Raw genomic sequence first — 20,378 nt, 5'->3', positions numbered from 1 at the left:
CACCTCGTGGATACACCTCGTGACATCCTCCAGCGCCATGGCCTTCGGGCCAAGCACAGCTGGGGTCAGAATTTCCTCGGAGACCCGGACATCCTGGAGGCCATCTCCGACGCCCTGGAGTTGCGCGAGGGCGAGCCCGTGGTGGAGCTGGGCCCGGGTCTGGGCCACCTCACGCGCTTCCTCGCGGCCACGGGGGCGCGCGTCACCGCGGTGGAGAAGGACCGCGACATGCTCGCGGTGCTGGAGAAGGAGGCCATCGCCGGTGTGCGCGTGGTGAGTGGCAACGCGGCCACGGTGGACTTCGCCGAGGTGGCGGAGGCTCCCGAGGTGAAGGTCGCCGGCAATCTGCCCTACCACCTGACCAGCTCCATCCTCTTCCAGGTCCTGGAGCAGCGCGAGCACGTGTCGCGCGCCGTCTTCACCCTGCAGAAGGAAGTGGTGGACAGGCTCTCGGCGGAACCGGGCGGACGGGATTACGGACTGCTCACCGCCATCCTGGGCCTGTACTTCAGCGCGGAAAACCTCTTCGACATCGACGCCCGGCGCTTCCATCCGCCCCCCAAGGTGGACTCGGCGGTGCTGCGGCTCATCCGCCATCCCCAGCCCTTGGCGCCGGTGGTGGATGGCGCGCGGTTCATCCGCCTGGTGAAGGCGGGTTTCGCCCAGCGCCGCAAGACGCTCATCAACTCGCTCAAGTCGGACAAGTCCCTGGGCGGGGTGGAGCGGTTGCAGCAGGCCCTGGCGACGGCGGGCATCGATCCCACCCGGCGCGCGGAGACGTTGTCGTCCACGGAGTTCGCCGCCATCGAGCGGGCCCTCGGGCCGGAGGAGGGCTGACGCTTGGACAAACCCCTGCCCGTGGAGCTGTTGGAGCCGGTCCTCACCCGCTTCGGCGTGTTGTACGCGGTGTTCGCCCGCGCGGATGGACGCGTGCTGCTGACCTGGGGAGACGCCTCCTCCATTCCCGTCCTCGACGAGTACAGCTTCGTGGGGGCCACGCGCGACATGGCCCGCGTCTACCGCTCCCTGGAGCGGATGCTGCTGCCGCAGATGGACGTGCAGGGCGAGCACCTCGGCATCCGCTCCAAGGTGTGCGACCGGGTGGTGTACGCGCTCTTCTTCGAGACGCGGCGCTTCGAGGCGTCCACGCCCGTGGAGCGGTTGCGCACGGAGTACGCTTTCTGCAAGTCGCTGAGCAACGCCGTGGACACCGCGCTCCACGGCTGGGCGTCGGGGCGCTGAGGCTGGCTCAGGTTTCGCCGAAGACCTTCGCCAGTTCGCCCCGCTGCGCGAGCCACGCGCGGAAGTCCACCTCGGACAGGCGCATGCGCAAGAGCACCGCGCGCAGGATTTCCTCCGGCGTCCCATCCTTGCGGCGCTTGAGCTCCAGGGCGACCTTGAGCAGCGCCACGCCGTAGAGCGGATCCAACTCCACGGAGTCGGACCCGGACTCACGGGGAGTCTCGGTGATGGACGCCCGGTGGGTCTCCAGCTCGATGATCGTCTTCGGCCGTTGACGTCGGCTCATCTCTCGTGGTCCCCGCGTGTCCCGCGTGCGCCTCACCGCGCGTGTGCATCCTGGTAGTGGACGCTCACGGGTCCGTCAAGCCCGGCGAGGCGTGGGGGAGCCGGAACATTGCCCGACCGCGACTCCCGTGTTCTTATCCGCGCCCCGTTGCTGGCTGGTTTTCAAGCGCGGTTCTGGAGGTCTCGAAGCGGATGGACAACCGCTACATCGTGGTCGAGGGGCCCATCGGCGTGGGCAAGACGAGCCTCTCCAACATCCTCGCCGGGCGCTTCAGCGCGCGGCGCGTCTTCGAGATCGTCGAGGAGAACCCCTTCCTCGCCAACTTCTACGCGGATCGGCAGAAGTACGCCTTCCAGACGCAGATCTTCTTCCTGCTCTCGCGCTTCAAGCAGCAGCAGGACCTGTTCCAGCCGGACCTGTTCCACTCGGTGACGGTCAGCGACTATCTGTTCGCCAAGGATCGCATCTTCGCGTGCCTGACGCTGGACTCGCACGAGCTGGCGCTCTACGAACGGGTCTTCGAGGCGCTCGCTCCGCGGGTGACCCGGCCGGATCTGGTCATCTACCTGAAGGCCCGGCTGGACGTGCTGCTCTACCGCATCCGCAAGCGGGGCCGGGAATTCGAGCGCCAGTTCGACGTGGGCTACCTGGAAGAACTCGTGCACGCCTACAACGAGTTCTTCTCCCATTACACGGAGACGCCCCTGCTCGTGGTGGACACGTCGGACATCGATTTCGTGAACAACGAGCTGGACCTGAAGAGCCTGATGGAGTCCATCGACCGGGCGAGCCAGGGGGCGGCGTCCCAGCGGCTCGTCCAGGGCAAGCGCGCCTAGGTAGAGACCGCCTGGCGGGTCGCCTGCCTTCACGACATTCCCCCCCGCGGGACATGCAAGGGCGTTAGAGTGTGACGCGATGGCCACTTCCGTCGAGCCCCTCGGGGACGGCGAGGGGTGTCCAGGCCGTAGCGCGTAGCACCTACCCCCCCTCACCCCATAGGAGGTGAACCGTGAAGGACAAGGTCACCATCCACACGATGAAGCGTCAGAAGCAGGGCGGCCAGAAGATCTGCATGGTCACGGCCTACGATGCGACCTTCGCCCGGATTCTCGACGAGGCCGGCGCGGACATGCTGCTCGTGGGCGACTCGCTGGGCATGGTCATCCAGGGCCATGACTCCACGCTGCCCGTCACCATGGACCAGATGGTCTACCACACGGCCATGGTGGCCCGGGGCACGAAGCGGGCGCTCGTGGTGGCGGACCTGCCCTTCATGAGCTACCAGGTGTCGACGCAGGAGGCGGTGCGCAACGCGGGCCGTCTGGTGGCGGAAGGCAACGCGGGCGCCGTGAAGCTGGAGGGGGGCGCCGAGTTCGCCGACGTCGTCTCGGCCATCGTCCGCGCGAGCATTCCCGTCATGGGCCACCTGGGCCTCACGCCGCAGTCGGTGCACAAGATGGGCGGCTACGTGGTGCAGGGCCGCGACGAGGACGCCGCGCTCAAGATGATCGATGACGCGCTCGCGCTGGAGCGGGCCGGATGCTTCGCGCTGGTGCTCGAGGGCGTGCCCCTGGACCTGGGGCGGCAGATCACCCAGCGGCTGTCCATTCCCACCATCGGGATTGGCGCGGGCAAGCACTGCGATGGTCAGGTGCTCGTCTGCTACGACCTGCTGGGGATGAACCCGGACTTCAAGCCCAAGTTCGTCAAGCGCTTCGCCAACCTGCACGGCTCCATCAGCCAGGCGGCGGAGACGTACTTCTCCGAGGTGCGCGCGGGCAACTTCCCGGACGAGGAGCACTCCTTCAAGTCCAAGCAGCCCCTGCGCCTCATGGCCACGCAGCCGGCCGCCTCGGACGCGGCCCGCGTGGAGGTGAGTGAGAAGCTGGGTCCCATCTACGGAGCTCCGGTCTAGGCCATGTCCGCGCTCGTCCTTCGCACCGTCGCCGAGACCACCGCCTGGGTGGACTCCTTGCGCCGCTCGGGGCGCCGTCTGGCCCTGGTGCCCACCATGGGCTACCTGCATGAGGGTCACCAGTCGCTCATCCGCGAGGGACGCCGCCGCGCGGACGTCGTCGCCGCCTCCATCTTCGTCAACCCCACCCAGTTCGGTCCCAATGAGGACCTGTCGCGCTACCCGCGGGACTTCGAGGGGGACCTGGCCAAGTGCACCAGCGCCGGGGCGGAGGCCGTCTTCGCCCCGGCTCCCGAGGAGATGTACCCCCCTGGCTTCCAGACCCACGTGGAGGTGGGGAAGGTGAGCCAGGGGTTGTGTGGCGCGCGCCGGCCCGGCCATTTCCAGGGCGTGGCCACCGTGGTGACGAAGTTGCTGGGCCTCTTCAAGCCCCAGGTGGCCCTGTTCGGCGAGAAGGACTACCAGCAGTTGCAGGTCATCCGCGCCCTCGTGCGCGACCTGAACCTGGGCGTGGAGATCGTCGGCATGCCCACCGTGCGCGAGCCGGATGGGCTCGCCCTGAGCTCGCGCAACGCCTACCTGTCCACGGAAGAGCGGCGGCGGGCGCTCGCCCTGTCTCGCGGGATGGCGGCCGCCCAGGCGCTCTACGAGCGAGGGACGCGGGACACGGCGTCGTTGGTGGACGCGGCGCGTCGCGAATTGGCGGCGGTGGACTTGAGGGAGGATTATGTGGAAGTGGTGGACGCCACGTCGCTGACCTCACTTTCCTCCGTGACTCCGGGGCAGCCCGCGCGGATCCTGGTGGCGGCCTTCGCCGGGAAGACACGGTTGATCGACAACCAGCCCATCGGAGGCTAGAGGACACGAGCGCATGGCGGGTGCAAAGGGCAAGGGCGGGACGGGCGAGGGCGGCATCAGGATCATCACGGAGAATCGCAAGGCTCGCGCCAGCTACTCCGTGGACGAGAAGGTGGAGGCCGGCCTGGTGCTCACGGGCAGCGAGGTGAAGGCGCTCCGGGCCGGGACGGCCAACCTCTCGGACGCCTATGCCTTGCCCAAGGGCAACGAGCTGTATCTGCTCAACGCCCACATCGGCGTCTACAACCCCTCCAGCTTCTTCACCCACGAGCCCCTGCGGGGCCGCAAGCTGCTGTTGCACCGCGAGCAGATCGATCGGTGGAACACGAAGGTGCGTGAGCGAGGCTATTCCATCATCCCCCTCCTGCTGTATTTCAAGGAGGGCCGGGCGAAGGTGGAGTTGGGGCTGTGTCGCGGCAAGACGCACGAGGACAGACGGCAGGACATCAAGGAACGGGAGACGAAGCGGGAAATGGACCGGGCGATGCGCCGTCGCTAAACGCCCCCAGCCCCGCTCACGCGCGTCGATGGACAAGAAGGGTCCCGAGAAGAAGGCACGGCTCCTGGCCGCGCTCGACAAGGGCATGGTGATGATCCACCTGGACGCGCGCCGTCCGGGGGTCCTCGTCCCGGCCTCCCTGCGCAACGAGTCCCACCTGCGCCTCAACCTGTCCTACCGGTTCGATCCACCGGACCTGACGGTGGGGGAGTGGGGCGTGCGCTGCACGCTGAGCTTCTCGGGCAGCCGCTTCACGGTGGCGGTGCCCTGGTCGGCGCTCTTCGCCGTCACCAGTCAGGTGACGAAGGAGTCCTGGGCCTACCCGGACGACATGCCGGCCGAACTGCTGCAGCAGTCCATGGTGACGACCAAGGCGCCCATGCCGGAGGCGGTGGCCGAGCAGCCCGTGCCCCTGGCGGAGCGTCCGCGCGCCATCCTGCGCGAGGTGGTCTCGCAGGAGGAGCCGCGCGAGCCGCCCGCGGCGCTCGCCTCCGTCGAGTCCGAGGGGCCCAAGGACGACCCGCCTCCCCCCAAGCGCGGCCACCTGCGCCTGGTGAAGTGAGGGCGAGGCCTCGTACGGGCCTCAGCGCTTGAGCCGGACCTGGAGGGTGGCGGTTTCGCCGCCCTTGAAGGAGCCCTTCCAGGGCTTGTAGCCCTTGAGCGTCAGGCGCACGGGGATGTCCTGGGCGGGGTAGAGGTTGTCGACGAACAGGGGCGTGGTGCCCACCTCCGTGCCGTCCACGAACACCGTGGCTCCGGAGGGCTCGCTCGAGATGGAGAGGGTGAACACCTGCTGGGGCCCTGGGTCCACGGTGCGGTTCATCCTCGACAACAGGGGCCTCACGCCGGGCACCGCCAGCCAGACCGCGCCGGACCCGAGCAGCAGGAGGAGCCCGGCGCCCAGTGCGAGGCCGAGGCGTCCGCGCAGGGCACTTGTCTCCCGAGTCGAGTGGGAGTCGTCCTGGGACGGAGAGCTCCGCTGCTGCAGTTCGAGCTCGGGCTGGGGCGGGAACGCGCTTCCGTCCGGTTGGGTGCTCCAGTCGAAGGTCGTTTCGTACTCGCCCTTGAAGGCGGATGGGGTGGGGGGCGGCGGAATGGCGGTGCGTACAGCCGTTGGGGAGACCTCGAGCCATTCCTCCGCGGGCCGCAGCTCGAAGCTGGGCTCCACGGAGGGGACGGACAGGCTGGGACGGTCGGAGGTGCGTGTCCGCTCGTCGTGCTGCACGGTGGGGGTGTCCTGGTCGAGCAGGGTGGGTGGCGGAGCCAGACGGGAGATGAACGCGGCCAGGGCCTGCGAATGGGTGGGCTCGCCGCTCTGGGCGATGTAGCGCGCCAGGGCCTCGGCCATCTCCTCGGGGCGGGAGAAGCGATCATGGTCCGCGTGGGCCAGGGCCCTCATCACCGCGGCGCGCAGGGGCGCGGGCACGTCGTCCGGCAGGGGCGCGGGCGCCTGCTGGGAGATGGCGAACGCGAGCGCCAGGGGCTCCATCGAGTCCCGGGCGAAGGGGTGGCGTCCGGCGAGCAGTTCGTACAGGACGATGCCGAGCGAGAACTGATCGCTCAGGGCGGTGGCGGGCTCCCCCTGGAGCGTCTCGGGCGAGGAGTAGGGCATCTTGCCCTTGAAGGTGCCGGGCTCCGTCCCATTGGACACGCCCTCGACGCGCGCGATGCCGAAGTCCGCCACCTTCACCTCGCCCTCGCGCGAGATGAGGACATTGGAGGGCGAGAGATCCCGGTGGGCGGTGAGCACGGGCCGGCCCTCGTGCTGGCGGCGGTAGGCGTGCACCAGACCCGCGAGGACCTGGGTGCCGATGAAGGCCACGAGGGGCGGGGGAAAGCGCGCGCCGCGCTGGCGGGCGTGCCGCATGAGCACGCCCAGATCCCATCCGTTCACCAGCTCCATCACCAGGTAGAGGCCCTCGGCGCTGGTGCCCACGTCGTAGACGCTGGCGATGTTCTGGTGCTGGAGGTGGGTGGACAGCCGCGCCTCGTTGAGGAACATCTTCGCGACGGAGGGCTCTCGCGCCAGGTGGGGCAACAGCCTCTTGATGGCCACGGGCTTCTCGAAGCCCTCGGCGCCCCGGGCGATGCCGAGGAACAGTTCCGCCATTCCTCCCATGGCCAGGGGTCGCACCAGACGGTAGCGGGACTCGTTCACGCGGGAGATCTCCAGGCGGGGTCAGGCGGCGGGAGGCTGGGTGAGGTCGCGCAAGAGCTTCCAGGGATAGATGCCGGTGGAGTGTCCATCGCTGAAGGCGAAGGTCAGCGCGTAGTTGCCCACCGGCTGCACCTGGGTGATGCGCACGTCCGCGGGGACCTGGGTGGCATCCAGGGTGCGCTTGTTGGTCCACTCGTCCACGCATCCCGCGCACGGGCACTGCTGGCGCAGGTGCTGCGCGGTGGCGTGGGTCTTCACTCCGTCATCCCAGGTCAGGTGCAGGCGGGTGCCCTCCTGGGACAACTCCGCCTCGGTGGCGGACACGGGGCGCTCGGCGGGCTTGATGCGATCCCAGAAGCTCAATGCGGTTCCTCTCTCGGGGCCGGACTCGGCCTGGGCGGCTGCTTACCACCGGGCGCGGCCCGAGGGGAGCCGCGTGTTCAGGAGGCCAGCTTGACGGGCAGCCGGTGGCCTTCCACGCGCACGCCGCGCTTCTCCAGCACCCCGCGCAGCGCCTTCACCACGGTGGGATCCAACTGCTTGCCGCTGAGGTTCTCCAGGATCTCCATCGCCTTCTCCAGGGGCATGGCCTTCTGGTAGGGGCGTGTGGAGGTGCAGGCATCGAAGGTATCCGCGCACCCCACGATGCGCGCGAGCAGGGGAATCTCCTCGCCCTTGAGCTTGTCCGGGTAGCCCGTGCCGTCCCAGCGTTCATGGTGGTGGCGCACGCACGTGCGCATGGCCGCCAGGAAGCTGATGGGCTTGATGATGGAGTCGCCGATGTCCGGATGCTCGCGCATGATGGCCATCTCCTCATCGGTGAGCCGGGACTGCTTGCAGAGGATGGACTCCGCGATGCCAATCTTCCCGATGTCGTGGAGGATGCCGCCGAACTGCAATTGCTTGAGCTCGCGCTCGGACAGACCCAGCTCGCGGCCGATCTCCACGGCCACGTCTCCCACGCGCTGGCTGTGGCCACGGGTGTAGGAGTCCTTGGAGTCGATGGAGTTGGCCAGCGCGACGATCGTCTCCAGGTAGCCCTGCTCGAGGCTCTCGTAGAGGCCGCGGTTCTCGTGGTCGTACGCGAGCAGTTGCTTGCTCATGTAGTTGAACGTGCGGGCGAGCTCGCCCAGCTCGTTCTTCTGGGGCACGTTGACCTCGAGGCCGAACTTGCCCTGGGCCAGTTGGAGGGCACCCTGGGTGAAACCCATGAGGGGGCGCGTCACGCCGCGCGAGAAGAAGGCGGCGAGCCCCAGGGCCACGAGCGTGGCGGCGAGGACGGTGAGCATGAGCCGCCGCTCCATCGTCTCCACCTGCTTGTAGGCGAGCGCCACGGGCTGCTCGGAGGCGATGGCCCAGTGGGGATCGGACAGCGTGGCGTAGGCGGCCACGACGGCCTCGTCGCCCTCGCCGAAGTTGCCCACGTGCAGGATGTCCGTGTCGGGGCTGCGCGCCAGGCCCTGGAGCAGGTGGGCCACCACGGGCCGATGGGAGACGTCCTGGTTGGGGGTGAGTCCGCCTCCGCCCGCGAGCACATGGCCCTGGGCGTCGGTGAGGTAGACGAAGCCGGTGCTGCCCACGCGCTCCTGGGCGAGCATGGTCTGCAGCTCCGCGAGCGACACGTCCGCGGCGATGTAGCCCTCGACGGGCTCGCCCACGGAGAAGGCGAACGTCACCACGGCCTCGCCGCCGGGGCGCCAGGTGCCATCCGCGAAGCGCAGGCCATTGAGTCCCTGCACGAGCGCGGAGACCCGGGCCTCGTGTTCGGCGAGCGCGGTGGGGGGCACGTCGTTGACGGCGAAGGCGCGCAGGCCCGGCAGCCGGCGTCCATCGGGCCCGAGCAGGGTGATGGCCTGGACCTCGCGGCGCTGGTTGAGCAGGGCGCGCAGGTACGTCTGTTGCTGCTCCAGGGGCAGGCTGAAGAAATGGGGCACGCGCGCCATGCCCATCACCGCGCCGGTGGGCTCGGCGAGGAAGCCCTCCGCCTTGAGCTTGAGCTGCTTGACGCGCTCCTGGGCCATCTCCTGGGCGTCACGCACCAGCAACTCGCGCGTGTCGGACACGGACAGCAGGCCCACCATCACCGTGGGCACCAGACTGGCCACCAACATCAGCAGCAAGAGGGTCTTGAAGAGGCGCATGGGGAACGCTCCTCCCTGGTTACTTCCACGGCGAGGGCTTCACCTTGAGCTTTATGCGTTTGGCCGGGGCTTCCTGCACCTCGAAATCTTGTTCGGCCGAGGCCTCGGAGCGCGTGTCGCGGGCCAGGGCGCGCACGACCCAGCGGTAGGCTCCCGCGGTGAGTGGCACCTGGAGCTGGGGGCTGGTGGCGGGCAGGACGCGCCGCTGGCCGGGCTCGCCCCCAGTGGACCAGAGCTCCACCTCATAGCGCTCGGCGCCCTTCACCGGCCGCCAGGAGATGAGGATGGGCTCGAGCCCCTTCTTGGCGGCCTTCACGCTGACGCGCTGCTTGTCGGCCGGCTGGGTGGGGAAGGGGGCTCCGAGCACCCTGCGAGGCGCCTGACCCTTGTCCACCCGCACGCTGTCCTTGTCCTCGAGGACCTCGGTGACGCCGCCACCCTCCACGGAGACCCGTCCGGACTCACTCTTCACGACGGTGGTGCCCTTGGCGTCCACCATCACGCTGAGCTTGGTGGGCTGGGCGGAGCGCTCGCCGAGCAGCTTCCAGGCGGCATCGGCGGCCTGGGCGGCCTCCTCGTAGCGCGCGCCATGGAAGTGGGCCTCGGCTTCCTTGAGCTTGGCCTCGGCTTCCCCGTGCCGGGGCGACTTGGGGTCGGACTGGGCCACCGAGCTGCGCGCGGAGTCCAGTGCCGTCTGGGCGTGCTCTCGCGAGTGCGCGGGGGCCCTCTCGGCGCGCGTCTGGGCCGAGGCGGGCGTCATCATCATCAGGGCGGTCAGGAGGGAAGCCTTCATTGGAACACGATCTCCCTTCCGGCCCGGACGGTGGCCGCGGGCGTGGTGACCGAGAGGGACTGGTGGGTGGGATCCGCCAGTTCGGCGTCCACCCGTCCCTTCAAGACGGTCAGGTCCGTGCGTTGTTGTCCGGCCCGGGGTCGTGTCTCCGCGATGCTGATCAACGCGTCCTCGCCCAGGCTCACCATGCTGCCTTGCGTGAAGACGATCTGCGCTCCAGCGCCGGCCACGGTGCGCACCTTGTCGTTCTCGAAGAGCGCCATGCCCTCCTGGGCGGGGAGCCATTCGTCACCCGCCGCGCGTTTGACCTTCACGTCTCCCTGCAGCCCCTTGAGCTGGGCGCGGCGCACGGGAAGTGGCGCGGCCGGCACGTGCTGGACCGGCGGCGGAGCGGGTTTTTCTTCTGCGGGGCAGCCCCCGCCAAGAGTTGAGAAGGCGAGGGCGAACATCATGGGGGGCCAGCGGCTGTTCACGGGGGAGTCCGCCGCGCAGTGTACCGGGGATTCGTCGCCGGACCCAGGGGGGCCTTTCCCAATCGCCTGCCTGCTTCACTCCAGCCGACGGTGTTGCAGACAGGGCAGATTCCGGCGGATGCGCGCGAGCAGTTCGGGGTCCACCGCCGCCACGGCCAGTCCCTCGCCCTCCGAGGCCCGGGCCGTCACCAGGCCCCAGGGGTCCACCACCATGGCGTGGCCCCAGGTGACGCGCTGGGCCGAGTGCCGTCCGCCCTGGGCCGGAGCGAAGAGGTAGCACTGGTTCTCGATGGCCCGCGCGCGCAGGAGGACCTCCCAATGGTCCTTGCCCGTCATCAAGGTGAAGGCCGCGGGCACCGCGAGCAGCGTGGCGCCCTCGCGCGCCAGGCGCCGGTAGAGCTCGGGAAAGCGCAGGTCGTAGCAGATGGACAGGCCCAGCCGCCCGAGCTCCGTGTCCGTCACGACCACGTCCTCGCCCGGGGCCACCGCCGCGGACTCGCGATAGGGCGTGCCGTCGCCCACGTCCACGTCGAACAGGTGGATCTTGCGGTACACCGCCTGGCGCGATCCATCCGGCCCCAGGACGACCGTGGTGTTGTAGAGGCGACCTCCCGGCGCGCCCTGCTCCAGGATGGAGCCCGCCAGGAGCGTCACGCGCCGCTCGCGCGCCACCTCGGCCATGCGCGAGAGCGTGGGTCCCTCGAGGGTTTCGGCGGCGGCGGAGCGTTCGGCCTCGGGCCCCATCCAGGAGAAATTCTCCGGCAGGCCCACGAGTCGGGCCCCCAGGTCGGCCGCCCTTCGGACGAGCCGGATGGCGGAATCGAGGTTGTGGGCCTTGTCCGCGGTGGACACCATCTGAGCAGCGGCGAGCAGGTGCATGGAGCCGTTATAACGGGAGTCCCCCGGCGGAACCCCGGGAATCCCCGTGTCCCGGCGGACTGTTGGATGGGGGGAGACGGGGATCGTGCTTCTTTACACCCCGAGGTGGCGTGTGCTACGGACGCCGCCGACATTTTTCGACGCAGTTCCCTCGAAAAGTGGGCCGTCGTGCCCGCTTTTCGTGTTTTTGGAGTCCGGAGTTTTCGAAGCGGCCTATGGCGGAGAACATCAAGCAGACGGTGGAGGCGAGGGCACAGGCGGTGCTCGAGCCCATCGTTGCGGGCGAGGGGCTGGAACTCCTCGAGGTGGAGTTCGTCCGCGAGCATGAGGGCTGGGTCCTGCGCCTGTTCATCGACAAGCCCGGTGGACGGGTGGGCCTGGATGAGTGCTCGCAGGTCTCACGGGCGGTGGACACGGTGTTGGACGTGGAGGATTTGATTCCCCACGAGTACAACCTGGAGGTCTCCAGTCCCGGGGTGAACCGTCCCCTGAAGAAGCCCGTGCACTACGAGCGGGTGAAGGGCCAGCGGGTGAAGGTGAAGACCTTCGGGCCCATTGGGGAGCCGCCGCGCAAGAACTTCACCGGAACGCTCACCGAGGTGGCGGCCGACGCCATCGCCGTGGACGTGGAAGGAGCGGGTGTCTTCCGCATCCCCTTCAAGGACATCGCCAAGGCGAATCTGGAGTTCGAGTTCTAGCAGTCCACATACAGGGAGCGCCCTCGCGCGGGCGTTCCCGTGGAACCTTTGGAGAAGACGATGCCCACGCCAGCCAATCCCAACATCAACCTCAACCTCGTCCTGGACCAGGTGGCCAAGGACAAGGGCATTGACCGGAGCGTGCTGATCTCCACGCTCGAGGACGCGATGACGACCGCGGCCAAGAAGCACTTTGGCCAGGAGCGCAGCCTCGAGGCCAAGTACGACGCCGACAAGGGCGTCGTGGAGCTCTTCCAGGCCATCACCGTGGTGGAGGCCATCACCGACCCCATCCAGGCGGTGAACCAGATTCCCCTCGACGAGGCCCACAAGAAGGGCATGGAAGTGGAGCCGGGCGACGAGCTCGTGTTCCAGATCTTCTACCGGGACGAGGACGCCGAGGAGGCCAAGGCCCAGGACAACCAGTACGGCGACATCCTGCGGCTCAAGACGTTCCGGCGGGGCTTCGGGCGCATCGCGGCCCAGACGGCCAAGCAGGTCATCCTGCAGCGCACCCGCGACGCCGAGCGCGAGAACGTCTTCAACGAGTACAAGGATCGGCGCAACGAGATCGTCACGGGCATCGCCCGCCGGTTCGAGCGCGGCAACATCATCGTGGACCTGGGCCGCGCGGAGGCGGTGCTGCCCGTGCGCGAGCAGGTGCCGCGCGAGACGTACCGCGCGGGCGATCGCGTGCAGGCCTACGTGCTGGACGTGCTGCGCGAGTCCAAGGGCCCGCAGATCGTCCTGAGCCGCGCCTCCGTCAACCTGCTCACCAAGCTCTTCGAGATGGAGGTGCCCGAGATCGCCGAGGGCATCGTGGTCATCGAGGCCGCCGCGCGCGAGCCGGGTGGCCGCGCGAAGATCGCCGTGTCCAGCCGGGACTCGGACGTGGATCCGGTGGGCGCGTGCGTGGGCATGAAGGGCAGCCGCGTGCAGGCCGTGGTGCAGGAGCTGCGCGGGGAGAAGATCGACATCGTCCCCTTCGACGAGGATCCCGCGCGCTTCGTGTGCTCGGCGCTCGCCCCGGCCGAGGTCAGCCGCGTCATCATCGACGAGGCCAACCACGCCATGGAACTCATCGTGCCGGATGACCAGTTGTCGCTGGCCATCGGCCGCCGGGGTCAGAACGTGCGCCTGGCCGCGCAGCTGACGGGCTGGAAGCTGGACATCAACAGCGAGAGCCGGGTGCGCGAGATGCGTGAGTTCGCCAACCGCTCGCTGGGCGCGCTGCCGGGCGTCAATGAGATGCTGGTGGAGACGCTCTACGCCCACGGCTTCCGTCAGGCCAAGGACATCGCCGAGGCCAATCCGGAGGTGCTGTCGCAGATTCCGGGCGTGGATCCCTCGCGCGTGCCGGCCATGCAGGAGGAGGCCCGCAAGCAGATGGGCCTGGACGCCACGGAGCTGTCGCGCATGGAGCGCGAGCGCGAGCAGGCCCGTCAGGCGGAGGCCCGCCGTCACCCGGACGAGCTCAGTCAGACCGAGCGCATGGCGCGCGTCCGGGGCATGGGCGAGAAGGCCATCGAGCAGCTGGTGCTCTCCGGTTACAAGACGGTGGAGGACATCGCCAACGAGAAGGACCTGGCCAAGCTCGGGGACGTGCCGGGCGTGGGCATCAAGAAGGCGCGTCAGCTCAAGAGCGCCGCGGAGAATTATCTGGTGGAGGAAGCCCGTCTGCGGGCGGAACTCAATGCTGAACGGAGTTCCGCTTCCTCCTCGCCTGTGGAGCCCGCGGGCGCTTAGTCTGCGGTAGTGTCGTCAGTATGCTTGGATGGTCGAGGGGATGCGCCTGAACGCCCGCTCCAGTACTAATAGACGGGATGCGGGGCCGGTGGATGCGGGGCCGGTGCGAAGCTGCATCGGATGTGGTGCGAGGCGCATCCAACAGGAGCTCACCCGCTTGGGGGTGGGTCCCGAGGGGGTGGTGGTGGACTGGCGGAGGAGGCTGCCCGGTCGGGGAGCCTACCTCTGTGGAGTCGGTTGCCTGGCGGCGGCGGTGAAGCGGAAGGCCTTTGGCAGGGCCTTCCGGGGAAAAACGGGGTCGGTTGACCCGTTGCTCCTGGGTCAGGCGTTGGAATCGGGCCCGGGCTCGAGTGGAGCAGCCGGGGGACGTGGGTGTTAGCACCACTCACACTCAATTTTGGATTAGGGTGCTGCGCCCGGTAGCCGGCGGAGCAAAAGGCCAATCAAGGTATGTCGAAGAAGCGCGTTCACGAGATTGCCAAGGAGCTCAAGGACCACGGGGTCGAGCTCGACAACAAAGAGGTCGTGACCGAGCTCGTCGCGCTCGGCTACGACGTCAAGAGCCACTCGTCCTCGCTCGAGGACGATCAGGCCACTGCCGCGGTGCAGCGGATCCTGGACAAGCGCAAGCCCAAGCAGGCCGCGCCCCCAGTCGCCGCGAAGGGCTTCGTGGTGCGCCGCAAGGCCCCGACGGCGCCGTCCGCCGAGCAGCCGGGAGAGGAGGCCCAGGCGGCCGAGGCTCCTCGGGAGAGCGCGGAGACGTTCGTGCCCGAGCCCGCCGTCGAGGCTCCGGTCGCCGAGGCGCCGCGCGCCGAGGCCGCCCCGATCCCCGCGCCGGAGGCACCCGCCGCCGTGACCGCTCCGCCCGCCGCGCCTCCGGAGGCGCCAGCGGCCGTGACCGCTCCGCCCTCCGCTCCCGTGGAGGCGCCTCGTGCCGAGGCTCCGCCGCCCGCCCCCGTCGTGGAGGCGCCTCGTGCCGAGGCCGCGCCGAGTGCCGTGGTGGCGCCTCCCGCGCCCCAGCCGCCCGCCCCCGTCGCCGAGACCCCTCGGCCCGTGGAGCCTCCGCGCCCCACCGCTACCCAGGCGGTCGTCGTTCGTCCGCCTCCCTCGTTCCACAAGGAGTCACCAAGCTTGCCAAATCGCCCGCCTTCGGCGGTCCCCCCTTCTGTCCGGACCCCCTCGCAGCATCCCTCGTCCAGCGGTCCGCGTTCACCCTCCGCGGGTGGACCCGGCATGTCGGGTTCGAGCCGCCCCGGCGGTCCCGGACAGGGAGGCCGCCCCGGCGGTCCCGGACAGGGAGGCCGCCCCGGCGGTCCCGGACAGGGAGGCCGCCCCGGCGGTCCCGGACAGGGAGGCCGCCCCGGCGGTCCGAGTCAGTACCAGCGGGGAGCGCCGAGCCAGTACCAGCGCAGCGCTCCGCCCTCGTCGGGTCCGGTGCGTCCGTCCTCTCCGGGCACTCCCTCGGCCGGTGCCCAGGCGAGCGCCACTCCGGGCGCCGCTCCCCAGGCGACGCACATGGTGGGCGGCGTTCCCCATCAGCAGGTCGCGCAGGATCCCCGCGCGCTGCGCCCCACGGCCACCCAGGCCGTCGTCATCTCGCGCCCGCTCATCCAGGTGCGCCGCGTCACGCCCACCACGGGCGCGGGCCGGCAGTACCCCATGGCGCCGGGCAAGAGCGCCATCGGTGAGAAGCGCGAGTACAAGGTCGTCCCGGATCACCTCGGCCGTGGCCGTGAGCTCGTCGACGTCTCCAAGAACAAGGAGAAGGAGCGGGCAGGTCGTGGCAACAAGCGGGGCTCCGCCACCGAGGGTCCTTCCAAGCAGGAGATGACGGATCTGGCCTGGGGCCGGGTCACCATCCCCGTGCGCGGCAAGAAGAAGAAGCCGACGAAGAAGGGCGCCAAGACGCAGATCACCCAGATGGCCGAGGAGAAGAAGGTCATCAAGATCCAGGAGGGCATCTCCGTCTCCGACCTGGGCCAGCGCATGGGTGTGCGCACCAACGAGCTCATCAAGAAGCTCATGGGCCTGGGCAAGATGGCCACGGCCAACCAGATCATCGACTCGGAGACCACCGAGCTGCTCGCCACCGACTACGGCTGGCGCGTGGAGAAGGCCGGCTTCGAGGTCGAGGACTTCCTGCCCGAGGTGGAGGTGCGTCCCGAGGACGAGCGTCCGCGTCCGCCGGTCGTCACCGTCATGGGCCACGTCGACCACGGCAAGACGAGCCTGCTCGATGCCATCCGCGCCGCCAACGTGGCGTCCGGCGAGGCCGGTGGCATCACCCAGCACATCGGCGCCTACTCGGTGAAGACGTCGCGCGGCGACATCACCTTCCTCGACACGCCGGGCCACGAGGCGTTCACCGCCATGCGCGCCCGCGGCGCCAACGTGACGGACATCGTGGTGCTGGTGGTGGCCGCCGATGACGGCGTGATGCCCCAGACGATCGAGTCCATCAAGCAGGCCAAGGCCGCGGATGTGCCCATCGTCGTCGCCATCAACAAGATGGACGTGCCGGGCGCCAACCCGGATCGCGTGAAGAAGGACCTGGCCAACCACGAGCTGACCCCGGAAGAGTGGGGCGGCGAGACCATCATGGTCCCCGTGTCGGCCAAGCAGAAGATGGGCATCGACCTGCTGCTGGAGAACCTCGCGCTGCAGGCCGAGGTGCTCGAGCTCACGAGCAACCCGTCCCGTCCGGCCGTGGGCGCCATCATCGAGGCCAAGCTGGAGAAGGGCCGCGGTCCCGTGGCCACCGTGCTGGTGCAGGAGGGCACGCTCAAGGTGGGCGACGCCATCGTCACCGGCACCCACTTCGGCCGCGTGCGCGCCATGAACAACAGCCGGGGCGAGGCCGTGAAGGAAGTGCTCCCGGGCTACTCCGCCGAGGTCATCGGCCTGTCCGGTGTGCCCACCGCGGGCGAGACGCTCAACGCCGTGGAGGACGAGAAGGCCGCCAAGGAGATCGCCACCCACCGCGCCATGAAGGGCCGTGAGGCGGAGCTCGGCAAGGCCAGCAACCGCGAGACCCTCGAGCAGCTCTTCGCCAAGACGAAGGCGGGCGGTGGTCCCAAGGAGCTGCGGCTCGTCATCAAGGCGGACGTGCAGGGCTCGGCCGAGGCCGTCAAGGAGGCCGTCCAGAAGCTGTCCACCCACAAGGTGCGCGTGGAGATCATCCACGCGGGCGTGGGCGCCATGACCGAGGGCGACGTGATGCGCGCGGCCGCCTCCAAGGGCATCGTGCTCGGCTTCAACGTGAAGCCCGAGTCCGGCACCGAGGCCGCGGCCAAGGCCCAGGAGGTGACGCTGGAGACCTACAGCATCATCTACGAGCTCATCGATGGTGTGCGGAAGTCCATGGAAGACCTCCTGGAGCCCATCCGCACCGAGCGCAAGCTGGGCCGTGCGGAGGTGCGCAACACCTTCAACGTGCCGAAGCTGGGCACCATCGCCGGTGCGGCGGTGCTCGATGGCGTCATGAAGCGCGGCGCCTTCGTCCGCCTGCTGCGCGACAGCAAGCAGATGTTCTCGGGGAAGATGGCCTCGCTGCGCCGGTTCAAGGACGACGTGAAGGAAGTCGCCCAGGGCTTCGAGTGCGGTATCGGCATCGAGAACTACAGCGATCTCAAGCCGGGCGACATCATCGAGGCCTACGAGATCGAGGAGACGCGGCCCAGCCTGAGCTAGTCCCGCTCTGGCCGTCGTCCTCCACCACCAGGACGCTCCCGGTGGCCCGCCAGGCAGGCGGCGTCACCGGGGCCAGGGGCTTTGTGTCATGTTTGTCTGTGTCGCGCGTCTGATCCTCCAGATTCCGGAGAGCGGTTCCCTCAAGGCCAAGCGGCAGGTGCTCCGCCGGGTCACGGAGCGGGTGAAGGCCCGCTTCAACGTGGCGGTGGCGGAGGTGGATGATCAGGATCTCTGGCAGAAGGCCACCCTCGCGCTCGCGGTGGTGGGCAATGACCGGCGCCACGTCGACGAGCAGATGGAGAAGATCATCCACTTCGTGGAGGAGATGTACGTGGCCCCCCTCGTCTCCCGTCAGACGGAGATCATGGGCTTCGGGGACACGCTCTACACCGCTGGGCGGCCCTCCGCGGCCGCTCGGGGCGAAGAGGAGGACTCCGAGGCGGACGCGTTCGACGAGGACGCCGAGGAGGCGGGTCCGGAGGCGGACCTGGAGGAACTCATCGCCGGAATGGGCCGTGGCGACCGCTCCATGGCCGAGGCCGAGGGCTCGGTGGACTGGGCGCGTCGGCACGAGGGGCGGGAAAGCGGGCGTCAGGTCGGGAGCCCGGAGCGAGGCGGCTTGTCGCCGCTGGACGAGGCCCGGGCGCGTGCCCGGGCCCTGCGCAATCCACGAGATTGGGAGAAGAAATGAGCACCAGCAACCGGCCAGAGCGTGTGGGCCAGGAGATCCAGGCGGCCCTCGGGCGGATGCTCACCCGGGGCGAGCTGAAGGATCCCCGCATCGGTTACATCACCATCACCGGCGTGAAGGTGTCGCCGGACCTGAAGACGGCGCGCGTCTACTACTCGATGATGGGCACCGAGCAGGAGCGCAAGGACACCCACAAGGGTCTCGAGGCCGCCAAGGGTTTCATCCGCAAGGAGATCACCGAGGCGGTGAACATGCGGGTGTCTCCCGAGGTATTCTTCACCTTCGACGAGTCGCTGGAGCGAGGCGACCGCATCGAGCGGCTGTTGCGCGAGGTGAAGGACAAGGAAGGCTGGTAGTCGGCATGGACGGCGTCCTGGTCATCGACAAGCCCAAGGGGCCCACCTCGTTCGACGTGGTGCGGCAGGTCCGGGGTCTGCTTCGTGTGAAGAAGGTGGGTCACACCGGCACATTGGACCCCATGGCCACGGGGGTGCTTCCCCTGTGCCTGGGCGAGGCGACCAAGGTGGCCGGCTTCATCACCGAGGGAGACAAGGCCTACGACGCCGTGGTGCGTCTGGGCGCGGAGACCGACACCCAGGACGCCGAGGGACAGGTGGTGGCCGAGGCGCCCGTGCCGCCCCTCAACACCGCGCTGCTCGAGGACGTCCTCGGGCGCTTCCGGGGCACGTTCGAGCAGGTGCCGCCCATGTATTCGGCGGTGAAGGTGGGCGGCAAGCGCCTCTATGAACTGGCGCGGGCGGGCGAGGAAGTGGAGCGGGCGAGCCGTCAGGTGACCGTCTACGAGCTGGCCCTGCGCGACTTCAACGCCACCCAGCTCCACCTGTCCGTGCGCTGCTCCAAGGGCTTCTTCGTCCGCACGCTCGCCTACGACATCGGCCGGGCGCTCGGTTGTGGGGCCCACCTGGAGGCGCTGCGGCGCACCACGAGTGGCCCGTTCTCCCTGGCTCAGGCGCTGCCCCTGGCGGACCTGCCCGCGCTTCTCCAGGCGGGCTCCCTGGCCAAACGGCTGGTGCCCGTCGCCGAGGCCCTGGTGGACCTGCCCGCGGTGCGCGTGAGCGCGGCGGACGCGGAGCGGGTGTCCCATGGCGTTCCCGTGGAGGCGCCCTCCCTCCCGGGTCGTGTTCGGGTGGTGGGCCCTTCGGAAGCCGTGCTCGCGGTGGCCGAAGTGGTTCGGGGCCGCCTGCGCTACCTCCGCGTGCTGGTCTAGCTCTCGTCTTGGCCCGGGCGCTCGACGTCACCGTCGTGATTGCTCCGCCCCTGCGCTCGCTTTTCGAGGGACGGAGGGAGATCAGCCTGGGCGTGCCGGCCAACGCGGGCGTGGGCGACGTCGTGGAGGTTCTGCTGTCCCTGTATCCGAAGCTGTGGCAGCACCTCGCGGGGGATCTCCTCGCCACGGGTGGCTCTTATGTGCACCTGGGTCTGCACGAGCATTCCCTGGAAGAACTGGCCTTGGGAGGGACGGGCCTGTCCACCGGACGACGGCTCCTTCTCTTCGTCCTGTCTCGTCCTCCCCCAGGCATCCCGACGAGCGCTTCAGGTTGACCGCTCTTGTGCGCGGTGCTTATAAGCCGTCGTTTCATTACAAGCAGGACACCCGGTCTGTACCCCTCCGCGGACCGTGGTGACCGCAGCACCCAACCCCCGGAGTGGGAAGAAGACAAGGAAGCACATGTCGGCACTGCATCAGGACCGTAAGGCGGAAGTCGTCGCGAAGTACCGCACCCACGAGAGCGACACGGGCTCTCCCGAGGTGCAGGTGGCGCTGCTGTCCGAGCGCATCACCATGCTCACCGAGCACTTCAAGACGCACAAGAAGGACCACCACTCCCGCCGCGGTCTGCTCAAGCTGGTCGGTCAGCGCCGCCGCCTGCTCGACTACCTGAAGAGCAAGGACGCCAACCGCTACAAGAAGCTCATCGAGGGCCTCGGCATCCGCAAGTAGGCCGGGAAAAAGCGGGGCGCCGGCATGAGCTGGCGCCCCGAGTCGTTCATAGGCTGTCGAATGTCACGAGGAGTGGGGTAATCCAGAGAGGACCGGTGGAGATGAGGACGGAGGTTTTGGTTTCCGTTCGGACGGGCCGACCCGAGAGCCAGGGTCGGCCCGCGCGAGCAGGGATCAAGACTCCGACGCATCCCTCCCGGCGCTTCCGAGGCGCCCCACCGCAGTACAGTCGCGGTTGCTTGTCTGTGCCTGTTCCAGGCCTGGCGACCGCATCCACCCACAGGCCTCGCAGCGAGGCGCGTGGACCCAAGCCCTCCGGAGAGGGCGGGGCGCGCGCCTGGAGGCC

23 protein-coding genes are annotated in these 20,378 nt (G+C 69.0%); 16 read left to right on the top strand and 7 right to left on the bottom strand.

Annotated elements, in window-relative coordinates; translation table 11 throughout:
- The first annotated feature begins 6 nt into the window (after positions 1-6).
- Both rsmA and MEBOL_RS06015 read left to right on the top strand, forming a co-directional pair.
- Positions 7-837, top strand: coding sequence for a 16S rRNA (adenine(1518)-N(6)/adenine(1519)-N(6))-dimethyltransferase RsmA (rsmA, locus tag MEBOL_RS06020; protein ID WP_095976506.1), 831 nt, complete (start codon positions 7-9; stop codon positions 835-837).
- Between the two features lie 3 nt (positions 838-840).
- Entirely contained in the window at positions 841-1,242 is a 402-nt protein-coding gene (locus MEBOL_RS06015; RefSeq protein WP_095976505.1) for a hypothetical protein, read from the top strand.
- A gap of 7 nt (positions 1,243-1,249) precedes the next feature.
- Here the strand turns inward: MEBOL_RS06015 and MEBOL_RS06010 are convergent, their stop codons facing one another.
- Positions 1,250-1,528 (bottom strand): hypothetical protein, encoded by a 279-nt coding sequence (locus tag MEBOL_RS06010; RefSeq protein WP_095976504.1) that lies wholly within the window; start codon positions 1,526-1,528, stop codon positions 1,250-1,252.
- A gap of 191 nt (positions 1,529-1,719) precedes the next feature.
- Here MEBOL_RS06010 and MEBOL_RS06005 point away from each other — a divergent pair, with 191 nt between their 5' ends.
- From MEBOL_RS06005 to MEBOL_RS05985, 5 genes are all read left to right on the top strand, one after another.
- The gene (locus tag MEBOL_RS06005) at positions 1,720-2,364 is read left to right on the top strand and encodes a deoxynucleoside kinase (RefSeq protein ID WP_095976503.1); all 645 of its coding nucleotides are present in this window, start codon (positions 1,720-1,722) and stop codon (positions 2,362-2,364) included.
- 173 nt (positions 2,365-2,537) lie between these two features.
- The gene (panB, locus tag MEBOL_RS06000; protein ID WP_095976502.1) at positions 2,538-3,443 is read left to right on the top strand and encodes a 3-methyl-2-oxobutanoate hydroxymethyltransferase; all 906 of its coding nucleotides are present in this window, start codon (positions 2,538-2,540) and stop codon (positions 3,441-3,443) included.
- A 3-nt stretch (positions 3,444-3,446) separates the two neighbouring features.
- Positions 3,447-4,301: a pantoate--beta-alanine ligase gene (gene panC, locus MEBOL_RS05995; protein ID WP_095976501.1), complete on the top strand. Its 855-nt coding sequence runs from the start codon at positions 3,447-3,449 to the stop codon at positions 4,299-4,301.
- Between the two features lie 13 nt (positions 4,302-4,314).
- A complete protein-coding gene (smpB, locus tag MEBOL_RS05990) occupies positions 4,315-4,800 on the top strand; it encodes an SsrA-binding protein SmpB (RefSeq protein WP_095976500.1) in 486 nt (161 codons plus the stop codon).
- A 28-nt stretch (positions 4,801-4,828) separates the two neighbouring features.
- Positions 4,829-5,362 carry a ClpXP protease specificity-enhancing factor SspB gene (locus MEBOL_RS05985; protein WP_095976499.1) on the top strand — a complete coding sequence of 178 codons (534 nt, stop codon included), beginning with the start codon at positions 4,829-4,831 and terminating at the stop codon, positions 5,360-5,362.
- 21 nt (positions 5,363-5,383) lie between these two features.
- Here MEBOL_RS05985 and MEBOL_RS05980 read toward each other — a convergent pair whose 3' ends face one another.
- The 6 genes from MEBOL_RS05980 to MEBOL_RS05955 all read right to left on the bottom strand — a co-directional run bounded on the left by MEBOL_RS05980 (position 5,384) and on the right by MEBOL_RS05955 (position 11,244).
- Positions 5,384-6,958 (bottom strand): serine/threonine protein kinase, encoded by a 1,575-nt coding sequence (locus MEBOL_RS05980; protein ID WP_179956388.1) that lies wholly within the window; start codon positions 6,956-6,958, stop codon positions 5,384-5,386.
- A gap of 21 nt (positions 6,959-6,979) precedes the next feature.
- Positions 6,980-7,321 (bottom strand): DUF971 domain-containing protein, encoded by a 342-nt coding sequence (locus MEBOL_RS05975; protein WP_095976498.1) that lies wholly within the window; start codon positions 7,319-7,321, stop codon positions 6,980-6,982.
- Positions 7,322-7,398: 77 nt separating this feature from the next.
- Entirely contained in the window at positions 7,399-9,099 is a 1,701-nt protein-coding gene (locus MEBOL_RS05970) for an HD domain-containing phosphohydrolase (RefSeq protein WP_095976497.1), read from the bottom strand.
- 19 nt (positions 9,100-9,118) lie between these two features.
- Entirely contained in the window at positions 9,119-9,892 is a 774-nt protein-coding gene (locus tag MEBOL_RS05965; RefSeq protein ID WP_095976496.1) for a peptidoglycan-binding protein LysM, read from the bottom strand.
- Complete coding sequence (locus tag MEBOL_RS05960) at positions 9,889-10,365, bottom strand: FecR domain-containing protein (protein WP_095976495.1); 477 nt, start codon at positions 10,363-10,365, stop codon at positions 9,889-9,891. The genes MEBOL_RS05965 and MEBOL_RS05960 overlap by 4 nt, the downstream gene beginning before the upstream one ends.
- A gap of 75 nt (positions 10,366-10,440) precedes the next feature.
- Positions 10,441-11,244: a carbon-nitrogen hydrolase family protein gene (locus tag MEBOL_RS05955; protein WP_095976494.1), complete on the bottom strand. Its 804-nt coding sequence runs from the start codon at positions 11,242-11,244 to the stop codon at positions 10,441-10,443.
- A gap of 215 nt (positions 11,245-11,459) precedes the next feature.
- On the opposite strand from MEBOL_RS05955, the gene MEBOL_RS05950 reads away from it, so the two are divergent.
- From MEBOL_RS05950 to rpsO, 9 genes are all read left to right on the top strand, one after another.
- Positions 11,460-11,942, top strand: coding sequence for a ribosome maturation factor RimP (locus tag MEBOL_RS05950; RefSeq protein ID WP_095976493.1), 483 nt, complete (start codon positions 11,460-11,462; stop codon positions 11,940-11,942).
- A 60-nt stretch (positions 11,943-12,002) separates the two neighbouring features.
- A complete protein-coding gene (gene nusA, locus MEBOL_RS05945; protein WP_095976492.1) occupies positions 12,003-13,688 on the top strand; it encodes a transcription termination factor NusA in 1,686 nt (561 codons plus the stop codon).
- A 28-nt stretch (positions 13,689-13,716) separates the two neighbouring features.
- On the top strand, positions 13,717-14,067 hold the full coding sequence (locus MEBOL_RS05940) for a YlxR family protein (protein WP_342747743.1): 351 nt from the start codon (positions 13,717-13,719) through the stop codon (positions 14,065-14,067).
- A gap of 71 nt (positions 14,068-14,138) precedes the next feature.
- Entirely contained in the window at positions 14,139-17,378 is a 3,240-nt protein-coding gene (gene infB / locus MEBOL_RS05935) for a translation initiation factor IF-2 (protein WP_095976490.1), read from the top strand.
- Between the two features lie 88 nt (positions 17,379-17,466).
- On the top strand, positions 17,467-18,069 hold the full coding sequence (locus tag MEBOL_RS05930; RefSeq protein WP_095976489.1) for a DUF503 domain-containing protein: 603 nt from the start codon (positions 17,467-17,469) through the stop codon (positions 18,067-18,069).
- Positions 18,066-18,425, top strand: coding sequence for a 30S ribosome-binding factor RbfA (rbfA, locus tag MEBOL_RS05925; RefSeq protein ID WP_095976488.1), 360 nt, complete (start codon positions 18,066-18,068; stop codon positions 18,423-18,425). The genes MEBOL_RS05930 and rbfA overlap by 4 nt, the downstream gene beginning before the upstream one ends.
- Positions 18,426-18,430: 5 nt before the next feature.
- Positions 18,431-19,297 carry a tRNA pseudouridine(55) synthase TruB gene (gene truB / locus MEBOL_RS05920; RefSeq protein WP_095976487.1) on the top strand — a complete coding sequence of 289 codons (867 nt, stop codon included), beginning with the start codon at positions 18,431-18,433 and terminating at the stop codon, positions 19,295-19,297.
- A gap of 8 nt (positions 19,298-19,305) precedes the next feature.
- A complete protein-coding gene (locus MEBOL_RS05915; protein WP_095976486.1) occupies positions 19,306-19,632 on the top strand; it encodes a hypothetical protein in 327 nt (108 codons plus the stop codon).
- 127 nt (positions 19,633-19,759) lie between these two features.
- On the top strand, positions 19,760-20,032 hold the full coding sequence (gene rpsO, locus MEBOL_RS05910; RefSeq protein WP_043390443.1) for a 30S ribosomal protein S15: 273 nt from the start codon (positions 19,760-19,762) through the stop codon (positions 20,030-20,032).
- The last annotated feature ends 346 nt before the right edge of the window (positions 20,033-20,378 follow it).

The organism is Melittangium boletus DSM 14713, from assembly GCF_002305855.1.
GTDB lineage: Bacteria > Myxococcota > Myxococcia > Myxococcales > Myxococcaceae > Cystobacter > Cystobacter boletus.
This window is presented reverse-complemented; position numbering and strand designations above follow the sequence as displayed.